The organism is Streptomyces daliensis, from assembly GCF_054782395.1.
Genome location: NZ_BAAGSO010000119.1, coordinates 45,666 through 55,116 on the forward strand (window position 1 = coordinate 45,666; position 9,451 = coordinate 55,116).

Genomic DNA, 9,451 nt, shown 5'->3' on the forward strand with positions numbered 1-9,451 from the left:
GGACGGAGGCGGGGACACGGGCCACGGCTACGGCTACGGCTACGGCGCCGTCAGCTTCAGCAGCGCGGGCCGCGACGCGGACTGGGGCTTGAGCACCGTGTCCGCGTCCCACGTCGTCCTGCCCTCCGTGACGAGGAGGTCCGGGAGCACCGAGAGGGACTTGTAGACCTGCCCGTTGTACTCAAACACCAGGAGGTTGCCCGCGTCGTAGTAGTGCTTGCCGCCGAGCACCGGTTCGCCCACCGCACGCTCGACGTCCTTCGCCGACGCGCCCTCGCTGAACACGTGCACCTTCTCCCAGGCGAAGCCGGTGAGATCGGCGAGCTTCGCGGTGCCGCCCCGGCCGCTCAGGTCCCGCAGCTTCTTGGACAGTTCGCGGTCGTGCACCACGTCGGAACCGCCGTCACCCATCTGATACGCCTCGCTCACCTGGTTCGTCTTCTCCGCACACGCCCCGCACAGCAGCAGCGCCGCCGCTGCCGCTGCCGCTGCCGCGCCCTTCGCGATCCGTCCGCGCCTCAACTTCCGCTCCCCACTCCGCTGCCCTTGCCGGTGGCCGAGCCCCCGGCGTCCGTCGAGCCCGAACCCGTCTCGCGCGGCTCCTCGGGGAGCGGGAGCGTCGGGTCGCCCGTCTCGTCCGGGGTGAGCTGGTCGCTGAAGGCCAGGCGGCCACCGCCCTTCGGCACGACCACCATCTCGCCGCCCCGCACCGCCTCCTGGATGAGATCGGCCAGCTCGTCCTCGCTCGCGTCCGGGTTGGCCTGCGCGACCCGCCTTCCGACCTCGTTGTTGTGCAGGTCCATCGCCTCGCGCTCGGGGTTGTTGCCCGGGATGGCCTCGTGCGCGAGCGTGTACTTCTCCGTCCAGTCGGCGCCGTACTTCTTCGTCATGAGCGCGTTCCAGTAGGCGTGGCGGAAGGCGTCGTTGTGGTCGTCGTTCTTGTCCTTGCTGGGGAAGCGTTCGTCGGCGCTGCTGAACGCGTTGTCGCGGATGCCCTGGAAATCCTGGAGACCGCTGATCCCCAGCTCGTCGAGCATGTCCGCCTCCTTGCTGGTGACCGTCACCCCGCCGCCCGCGAGAAAGCGCAGCGCCCCGTTGCGCGGGTAGTCGACCATGCCGTCAGGGTCCGGGGCGACCTGGTACTCGCGGAGGATGCGGTCCAGGTCCTCCCTGGAGCCCGGGGGCGCGTAGTCGACCTGCTTCGCGTTGAAGCCGTGCATCCCGGCCGCGCGGCTGCCGGGCGGCGCGGCGGAGGCTTCGAGGGCCGCCTTGATCGCGGCGTCGGCGTCGTTGACGGACTCGACGGCCTTGTCGATCGCGTCCTGCCACTCCGTCACCTTGGCGTTCAGGGCGGCGGCGAACGAGGGGTCCTTGCGCCGCGCCTCCTTCTGCTCCTCCGTCAACGCTTCGGTGTCCAGCTCGACGTGGCCGCCGCCGTCCACCTTCATCGCGGCGTCCTCGGCCTCCTTCACCCGCTTGTCGAGGGTCCGCTTCCGCTCCACGAGATCGCCGTACGCCTCCGTCAGCAGCTTGGCGATGCCCTCCGCCTGGCTCTTCGCGTTGCCGAACTCACCGGCGGAGACCTTGGCGACCTCGTCGTACGTCACCTTGGCGACGCCCGCCCAGTGGCCGCCCGACAGATGGCCGCGCACGTGCGAGTCGTAGTCGGTCAGCAGCTCGCCGAAGCGCTTGCCCATGCGCTTCCACGCCGCCGCCGCGTCCTCCAGCGTGGTGAGGTCAGCGGCCATGATCTCGCGGAACGAGAGTGTCATCGCGGGGAACCGCCCCTCACTCGGCCGGCCGGAGGCCGGTGGGCTGGTTGCCGGGGAGACCGGGCAGAAGGGGCGCCGGGGTGGTGAAGGAGTTGCGCACGAGCCCGTCCCGCGTCTGGAAGAGCACCCTGGCGCCGCGCAGCGCGTCCCGCTCGCCCTCCAGCCGCTGTTCGAGGTTGCGCACCTGCTTGCCCCACTCGCGCAGTACGTGCTCGACGCCCTGCCACGACTGCCAGTTCTGCATCGTGCCGCCCGGCTGGGCGCGCTCGCTGCCGAGCATCCCCGACGGCGGGTTCCCCGCGGGCTCCCCGCCGATGCGGCCCGCGCCGCGCAGATGCGGCAGCAACTGCTCCTGGATGTACTTCGCCGAAGCGGCTTTCCCGGCGGGGTCCGTGGCCAGCCGGTCTCCGGCGCCGGGCCCGTTGCCGCCGCCCTCGGCCGGTGCGGAGTTGAGCCGCATCTCCACATCGCGCCGCGCCTGGCCCTGCGCGACGAGCGCGTCCCACTCCGCCTTGAACGTGTCCAACGTGACACTCCCCCTTCGACGCTGAGAAGACGTACGGCCCCCTCCCATGGTTCCGGGGCGATGGTTCCGGTTCCGGAGGTTCCGGGCCGACGCCTCCGGTGCGGGGGCGGGCGTACGGGGCCCCGGCACGGCGTCGCGCGGGTGCGAGACTGCCGCCATGACGACCGCGCAGCTCATCTCCGTGATCGGGAACAGCCCGGGTGTCGGCAAGTCCACCCTGTGCGTCGCCGTGGCCGACTGGCTGGCCGGTACCGGCGCCTCGGTCGACCACTTCGAAGAGGCGGACATCCTCACGCGGCCGGCCTTCCGGCCCGTCGCCGAGGAGTTCGCCGACGGAACCTCGGGCGTCCGGCCCGAGACCCTCGTCGCGTCCACTCGCGCCTACATCGCGGAGTCGCTCGCGGCGGGCAGGGACTACCTGGTGACGGACGCCCTCCTGCCCTTCGTCCCGTCCCTCGTGGCGTGGGGGCACGACGAGGCCGCTCTCGCCCGCGTCGTGGACGAGCTGACCCGGGCGGTGGAGCCCGTCCGGGTCACCGTGGTGTACGTGCACGACGACCCGGGGACGGCGCTGCGCCGCGCCGTCGAGCGGGAGGGGGACGACTGGGGGGACTGGTACGTCCGCAAGCTCGCCGGTTCCCCGGGTACCCGGTCCGTCCACGACCTCGACTCGGCCGCCGCCCATCTGCGCGACGAGACGGATCTGACCCGCCGCCTCCTCGCGCGGACCCCCTGGCAGGTGCTGACCGTGGACGCGGGAGCACTCGGCGCCCAGGAGGCAGCCGCCTACGCCCGACGCCACCTGACGGACCTGCTGGGGCTGACGGGACCGGCGCGCTGACGGGCTGACGCGGCCGACCGCCGTAGTTCGACGCCCCGCAGGCGGGCGGCGACGGGAGGGGCGGAGCCGTCCGGCAGGATGGGGGCATGAGCATCGTGAAGATCAATGTGCTGACCGTTCCCGAGGAGCAGCGGGAGACGCTGGAGCAGCGGTTCGCGGCGCGGGCCGGGGCCGTGGAGAACTCGGACGGGTTTGAACACTTCGAGCTGCTGCGCCCGGTGGAGGGCACCGACCAGTACCTCGTCTACACGCGCTGGCGGGACGAGGCGTCCTTCGAGGCGTGGATGGCGGGTTCCATGAAGACCGCCCACAAGGGCACGGACCAGGGCGCCGGTCAGGGCGGCGGGGACGCCGCTGACGGTCAGGCCGAGAAGCCGAAGCCCGCGGCGAGCGGCGCGACGCTGTGGTCCTTCGAGGTCGTGCAGCAGGCCGAGCCGAAGAACGGCTGACGCGGCGCGCACGGCACAGCAGACCCGTCCCGCGACGTGCGCCGCGCGCGCCACGCACGTCACGGGGCGGGCGCTCCACGTCGGAAGAGCCCCGGCGCGGGGCAGTTGACCCGCCGCGTGCGGGGTAGTCGCACGGAGACAGCGTGCGAAAGGGAGGCCAGGATGCCTTTGACGTTCCGCAAGAGCTTCCGGATCCTGCCGGGCGTGCGGTTGAACATCAACCGGCGTTCCGTGTCCTTCACGATGGGGCACAAGGGCGGGCCGAAGCGCACCGTGAGTTCGACGGGGCGGCGCACGACGTCCATGGACCTGCCGGGGCCGTTCGGCTACCGGAACACGACTACGCGCAGCAGCAGGCGCCGCGCACGCCGCGCCGACAGGGACTGACGCCGGGGCGCCGGGGAAGCAGGCGCCAGGGAAGCGGGCGGGCGGAACCGGAGGGGCCGGGTCCGCGAGCCGCGCCCTCGGGCCCGTCGTGCCCCTCGGGTCCGTCAGGCGGTGGCGGTCGCGGTCTCCGCGAAGTGGAGCCGGATGCCCGCGCCGTCCGGCAGTTCCTCGACGCGGATGCCCGTCAGATCGCGCACGTGCACCGTCGGCCCGTGGTCACCGGCGCGGGGGCCGACGCCCACCACGCGCATCCCGGCCGCGAGGGCCGCCGCGATACCGGCTCCCGAGTCTTCAAAGGCCACGCAGTCGGCCGGGGCGAAGCCCAGTTCCGCCGCGCCCTTGAGGAAGCCCTCGGGATCGGGCTTGCTGGCGCTGACGTTCTCGGCCGTGACGCGCAGCCGCGGCATCCGCACGCCCGCCGCGCCCATCCGCGCCGCCGCGAGAGCGGTGTCGGCCGAGGTGACCAGGGCGTGCGGGAGCGGCTCGATCGCGGCCATGAAGGCGTGGGCGCCCGGCACGGGGACGACGCCCTCCACGTCGGAGGTCTCCTGGGCCAGCATCGCCTCGTTCTCCGCCGCGTTGACCTCGGCCGGGCGTCCCGGCAGCAGCTCGGCCATGGTGGCGTGGCCCTGCCTGCCGTGCGCGACCCTCAGCACTTCGTCGGCGTCCAGGCCCTTGTCCGCCGCCCAGCGGCGCCATACGCGTTCGACGACGGCGTCCGAGTTGACCAGCGTGCCGTCCATGTCGAGCAGCAGGCCGCGTGCGGCGAGGGGCGGTGTCGGCATGACGGGCGGGCTCCCTGGTGGCGATGCGTGTGCGGCGTGCGGTGTGAGACATGCGGCGTGCGACGGACGTCGGGCCGTCTCGGGGCGCCACGACGCCGACGGAGGACGCCGACGGGGACAAGGTGGCTCCGCCCGCCGGTCAGGGACGCCCCTCTCGTCAGGTGAGGGGCACGGGCGGAACCACTTTGTTTTTCTACGATACAAAGCGAGCCGCCCGCACGCCAGTGGTGGACCCCAGGAAGCTCGCGTCTCAGCCCGAGGTCTCCGCCTCCAGCTCCCTGCGCGTGTAAGGCCCGTACTCGCCGTCGGGGTCGCCCGTGATGTGGCGCGCGTACTGGTAGCGGACGACGGCCTCCGTGACCGTCGTCGAGTAGTTGCCGTCCTCCGGGGCCTCGGCGTCCAGGTAACCGGCCTGCTTCAGCCGTCGCTGCAACTCGCTCACCTCGGGTCCCGAGTCCCCGGCGCGCAGCGTCGGCCCCGACGGGCGCTCCCTCGACGGGTCGCGGTCCCCGCCCGTACGCCCGTCGCCGTCGCCGCGTCCCCGGCCACCGTCGTCGTGCCGGGAGCCGGAGCCGGACGAGGAGCCCGAGCCCTCGGACGTGCGGGTCGGGGTCGCGCTCGGTCCGGTCACGTCGCGGCCGGTGTGCGCTTCGCTGTCGCGGTTCGCGCGCGGGGTGCCCGAGCCCTGGGCCCGTGAGGGGGTGCCGGAGGGGTGCGCGTCGTCGTCGGCGCCCGAGGAGGGTGCGACGCGGGTGGGGGCGCCCGTGGGGATCTCGGTGAGCGAGCGGTCCTCGGTGCTGAGGCTGCGGTCGTCGCCGCTGTCCTCGTCATCGGTCAGCGCCTGGGTCGTCAGCAGCCCGGCGCCCAGCGCGGCGACGACGCCCACAGCGGCCAGCACGGCGGTCGTGGGGCGGCGGCGCTTGGCGGCACGGTGCGCGTTGCCGCCCTCGTGGCCGTGGCGCGCGCCGACGACGGCTTCCTGCTCCGCCGCGATCCGCGCGTCGTCCCGCCCGCTCCCCCCGGCCCGGTTACGGCCGAGGCCCAGACCGGCGAGCTTCGTGCGCGGCCCCTCGGGGATCACGGGCAGCTCGGCCGTCTCGCTCGTACCGCAGCGCGCGAACGGCGCGAGGTCCGGCTGTGGCGCCCCGTCCTCGCCGGGTCTCTCCTGGCCGCCGGGCGCCGCGACGGCGCCCTCGCCCGAGCCGGTCTCAGGGCCTGGCCCTGGCCCCTGCTCGGGCTCCGGTCCCGGCTCCGGCTCCGGCTCCGGCAGATCCACGTAGGGGCGTATGTGCATCGGATCGACGTGCTCGGCCGTGAACGGTCCGGCGCAGCCGCACTGCGCTGGACTGTTCACACCCCCCGGTTCCAGCTCCGCACCACATCCCGGACAGCAGCGGTGTGCCGTCAACGCGGTTCCCTCCCCTGGGCGGTGACGCCGTGCTCCGCACGGCACCTGTGCCCGAATCGCCAGTAACTGTCCAGTCCGGGACCTTACGCGGTCCTGGCAGCCGACGGTCAAGCCAGCCCCAAATCAGCCATAAAAGGACTTGTCTGCGACCCGGACCGCACCCGCTTCCGCGCACGCCGCCTCACGTCGCCGCGCCGGGCCGTCCCTCGCGCCGCACCAGGCGGCCCGGCTCGCGCGGGCAGTCGCTGTCGGCGCCGCCCGTCTCCGTGTTCAACTCCCGTACCAGCTCGGTCAGGTCCCGCGGCCTGTCCGGTGTCCACCAGTCGCCCAGCAGCTCGGACAGCTCCGCCTCGCGCGCCCGCGAGAGTCGCGCGGCCAGCGCCCCGCCCTCGTCCGTCGGGACCAGCGGCAGCCCCTCGCGCAGCGCCAGTCCGCGCCCCTCCAGTTCGCGCGACGCCTCGGAGAGCACGTGCAGGGGCAGCGCGGTGCGGTCGGCGAGCAGCGACGGCTCGACGGAGCCGTAGCGGTGCAGGCGCAGCAGCAGCCAGCAGGCGGCGGGGCCCAGTTCCGCTTCGGCGCGCTCGGAGATGCGCGCGTACATGTCGCGGCGGCCCTCACGCGTGCAGAGGAGGGAGAGCGCGCGGGACAGCTCGTCGGCGGAGGAGCGCTCGACGGGGTTGGCCGCGAGCGTCTCGCTGCCGTCAGGCGACCTGACGCTACCGCGCAGCGGCTCCTCCTTGAGGAACCAGGAGAGCACGAAGGCGATGAGCACGACGGGCGACGCGTAGAGGAAGACGTCGGTGATGGCGGTGGAGTACGCGCCCAGCACGCCCTCGCGCACGGCGGGCGGCAGCGAGCCCACCGCGCGCGGATCGCTGCGCAGCGACTCGGGCGTCACGCCCTGCGGCAGCCGCTTGCCCCGCATGGCGGCGGCCAGTTCGTCGCCGAGCCGCCCCGTGAAGATCGCGCCGAAGACGGCGACGCCGAACGAGGCGCCGATGGAGCGGAAGAAGGTGGCCCCGGAGGTGGCGACGCCGAGGTTCTCGTAGCCGACGGAGTTCTGCACCGCCAGCACCAGGACCTGCATCACCAGGCCGAGACCGAGCCCGAAGACGAGGAAGTAGAGGCTCATCTCCAGCGTCGAGCTGGACACCCCCATGCGGTGCAGGAGGAGGAGCCCGAGCGCGGTGACGGCCGTGCCGACGACGGGGAAGACCTTCCAGCGGCCCTTGCGGCTGACCAGTTGCCCGGAGAGCGTCGAGGAGAAGAGCACCCCCGCCACCATCGGCAGCATGTGGACGCCCGACATGGTCGGGGTGATGCCGTGCACGACCTGGAGGAACGTCGGCAGGTACGTCATCGCGCCGAACATGGCGAAGCCCACGACGAACCCGATGACCGAGCACAGCGTGAACGTACGGATGCGGAACAGCCCCAGCGGAATCACCGGCTCCGACGCCCTGCGCTCCACCAGGACGAAGCACACCAGCAGCACGGCCGCCAGCGCGGCGAGCAGCACGGTCTGCCCGGACATCCAGGGCCAGCTCGTCCCGCCGAGGGACGTCAGCAGGACGAGACACGTCGCTACGGAGGCGATGAGGAAGGTACCGAGGTAGTCGATGCGGTGCTTGTGCCTGCCGACGGGAATGTGCAGCACGGCCGCCACGACGAGCAGCGCGACGGCGCCGATGGGCAGGTTGATGTAGAAGACCCAGCGCCAGTCCAGATGCTCGGTGAAGAAGCCGCCCAGCAGGGGCCCCAGCACGCTCGTCGCGCCGAAGACCGCGCCGAACAGTCCCTGGTAGCGGCCCCTGTCGCGGGGCGGCACCAGATCGCCGACGATCGCCATCGACAGCGTCATCAGCCCGCCGCCGCCGAGGCCCTGGAGCGCGCGGAAGCCGATGAGCTGCGGCATGTTCTGCGCGATGCCGCACAGCGCCGAGCCGATCAGGAAGATCACGATCGCGGTCTGGAAGAGCTTCTTGCGCCCGTACTGGTCGCCCAGCTTGCCCCACAGCGGGGTCGCCGCCGTCGCCGCGAGGAGATAGGCGGTGACCACCCACGACAGGTGGTCGAGGCCGCCCAGGTCGCTGACGATGGTGGGCAGCGCGGTGGCGACGATCGTCTGGTCCAGCGCGGCGAGCAGCATGCCCAGCAGCAGCGCGCCGATCGCGAGGAGCACGGTGCGGCGGGTGTGCTCGCCGCCCGTGGGGGCCGCGGGGGCCGCGCCGGCCGCGCCGGACGCGGGCTGCGCCGTCATGGGGGCCTCCTGACTCTCGTACGGGTCCGTCCCATGGTCACCGCCACAGGGGCGGCCGTCCTGTCGAGAGGGCCATTCGCGGGTCCCCTTCGCGGGGGCGCCGCTTCACGGGGTGGTTGCGCGGGACGGTCGGCCGGTGTGGTGGGTGCCGTAGGGTCCCGCGCTGATTTTTGTGCCGCTGCACGGTGCGCTGCGCTGGGCGGGGCGCCGTTTCCGGGTGCGGCTGGGTGGCTTCGGCGCGGCGTGTGGATCGGTGCTTTGCGGCTGGCGCCGCGTGGTTCTTGGTTTGTGCCGGTGGTTATGGGGTGCCTGTGTGGTGGGGGTCGGCGCCGCGCCGGGGTGTCTCCTCGGCGTGAAGGTCTCGTTGTCGGCTCTCGGCCGGTGACTTTCTCGACCTGCGGGGACACCCCACCACGTCCCCTCCCAGCAGTGGCCAACCTCCAGCCGGTGGCCTGTACCGGTTGTTCCCATGCTGTGGACCGGCGTCTCACTGGCACCGGTGCACCATGTCCGTGGACCGGCGCCTCGCCGGAGGGGCCCGCCCCTGCTCATGGGCGACGCCCTGGTGGTGACGGCGCCACCCTTGTTGTGCGCCCGCCCCGTGCCGCGCCCGAGGGGCCCAGCCCAGCCACCCCTGTTGTGGGCCCGACCCCGGCGCCTCGCCGAGGGGGCCCACCCCTGCCACTGGAAGCCGACGGCGGCGGCACGCCCCACTGTTGTGGGCAAGCGTCCCGCTCGGCGAGGGGGCACCTCCCAGCGGTAGCTGGGGAAGGGTGGGCACAACCCGTGCCACCGGCCCGCAGCACGCGAACGAAACCCCAAAGGGGCACCCAGGCCAGCGCACCCCCGACAGGGGGTGTTGCGCGGGACGGTTGGCCCGGGGAGTGGGGACCGGAGGTCCCGCGCTGGGGGCGTGCCGCCGCACGCCATGGAGCCGGGCCCAGCCGACCCGGAACCGGGCAGGGGGCCACCGGCGGGACGGGGACGGGGTGGGGTGTCCCCGCAGGTCGAGAAAGTCACCGG

9 protein-coding genes are annotated in these 9,451 nt (G+C 73.1%); 3 read left to right on the forward strand and 6 right to left on the reverse strand.

Going from position 1 to position 9,451, the window contains the following annotated elements; all coding sequences use genetic code 11:
- Nucleotides 1-39: 39 nt before the first annotated feature.
- From ACYVOO_RS33640 to ACYVOO_RS33650, 3 genes are read right to left on the reverse strand one after another with little or no spacing between them, the layout of a single operon-like run.
- Complete coding sequence (locus ACYVOO_RS33640; RefSeq protein ID WP_461019513.1) at nucleotides 40-522, reverse strand: hypothetical protein; 483 nt, start codon at nucleotides 520-522, stop codon at nucleotides 40-42.
- Nucleotides 519-1,772: a DUF6973 domain-containing protein gene (locus tag ACYVOO_RS33645; RefSeq protein ID WP_461019514.1), complete on the reverse strand. Its 1,254-nt coding sequence runs from the start codon at nucleotides 1,770-1,772 to the stop codon at nucleotides 519-521. Before ACYVOO_RS33645 ends, ACYVOO_RS33640 begins: the two co-directional genes overlap by 4 nt.
- Nucleotides 1,773-1,788: 16 nt before the next feature.
- Nucleotides 1,789-2,298, reverse strand: coding sequence for a hypothetical protein (locus tag ACYVOO_RS33650; protein ID WP_461019515.1), 510 nt, complete (start codon nucleotides 2,296-2,298; stop codon nucleotides 1,789-1,791).
- Nucleotides 2,299-2,455: 157 nt separating this feature from the next.
- On the opposite strand from ACYVOO_RS33650, the gene ACYVOO_RS33655 reads away from it, so the two are divergent.
- From ACYVOO_RS33655 to ACYVOO_RS33665, 3 genes are all read left to right on the forward strand, one after another.
- Entirely contained in the window at nucleotides 2,456-3,139 is a 684-nt protein-coding gene (locus ACYVOO_RS33655; protein WP_461019516.1) for a hypothetical protein, read from the forward strand.
- A gap of 86 nt (nucleotides 3,140-3,225) precedes the next feature.
- The gene (locus tag ACYVOO_RS33660) at nucleotides 3,226-3,588 is read left to right on the forward strand and encodes an antibiotic biosynthesis monooxygenase family protein (protein WP_461019517.1); all 363 of its coding nucleotides are present in this window, start codon (nucleotides 3,226-3,228) and stop codon (nucleotides 3,586-3,588) included.
- A gap of 162 nt (nucleotides 3,589-3,750) precedes the next feature.
- Nucleotides 3,751-3,975 carry a DUF4236 domain-containing protein gene (locus ACYVOO_RS33665; protein WP_461019518.1) on the forward strand — a complete coding sequence of 75 codons (225 nt, stop codon included), beginning with the start codon at nucleotides 3,751-3,753 and terminating at the stop codon, nucleotides 3,973-3,975.
- Between the two features lie 104 nt (nucleotides 3,976-4,079).
- Here the strand turns inward: ACYVOO_RS33665 and ACYVOO_RS33670 are convergent, their stop codons facing one another.
- The 3 genes from ACYVOO_RS33670 to ACYVOO_RS33680 all read right to left on the reverse strand — a co-directional run bounded on the left by ACYVOO_RS33670 (nucleotide 4,080) and on the right by ACYVOO_RS33680 (nucleotide 8,428).
- On the reverse strand, nucleotides 4,080-4,760 hold the full coding sequence (locus ACYVOO_RS33670) for an HAD-IA family hydrolase (RefSeq protein WP_461019519.1): 681 nt from the start codon (nucleotides 4,758-4,760) through the stop codon (nucleotides 4,080-4,082).
- A 250-nt stretch (nucleotides 4,761-5,010) separates the two neighbouring features.
- Nucleotides 5,011-6,114, reverse strand: coding sequence for a peptidoglycan-binding protein (locus ACYVOO_RS33675; protein WP_461019520.1), 1,104 nt, complete (start codon nucleotides 6,112-6,114; stop codon nucleotides 5,011-5,013).
- Nucleotides 6,115-6,349: 235 nt separating this feature from the next.
- Nucleotides 6,350-8,428 (reverse strand): MDR family MFS transporter, encoded by a 2,079-nt coding sequence (locus ACYVOO_RS33680; protein ID WP_461019521.1) that lies wholly within the window; start codon nucleotides 8,426-8,428, stop codon nucleotides 6,350-6,352.
- Between the last annotated feature and the right edge of the window lie 1,023 nt (nucleotides 8,429-9,451).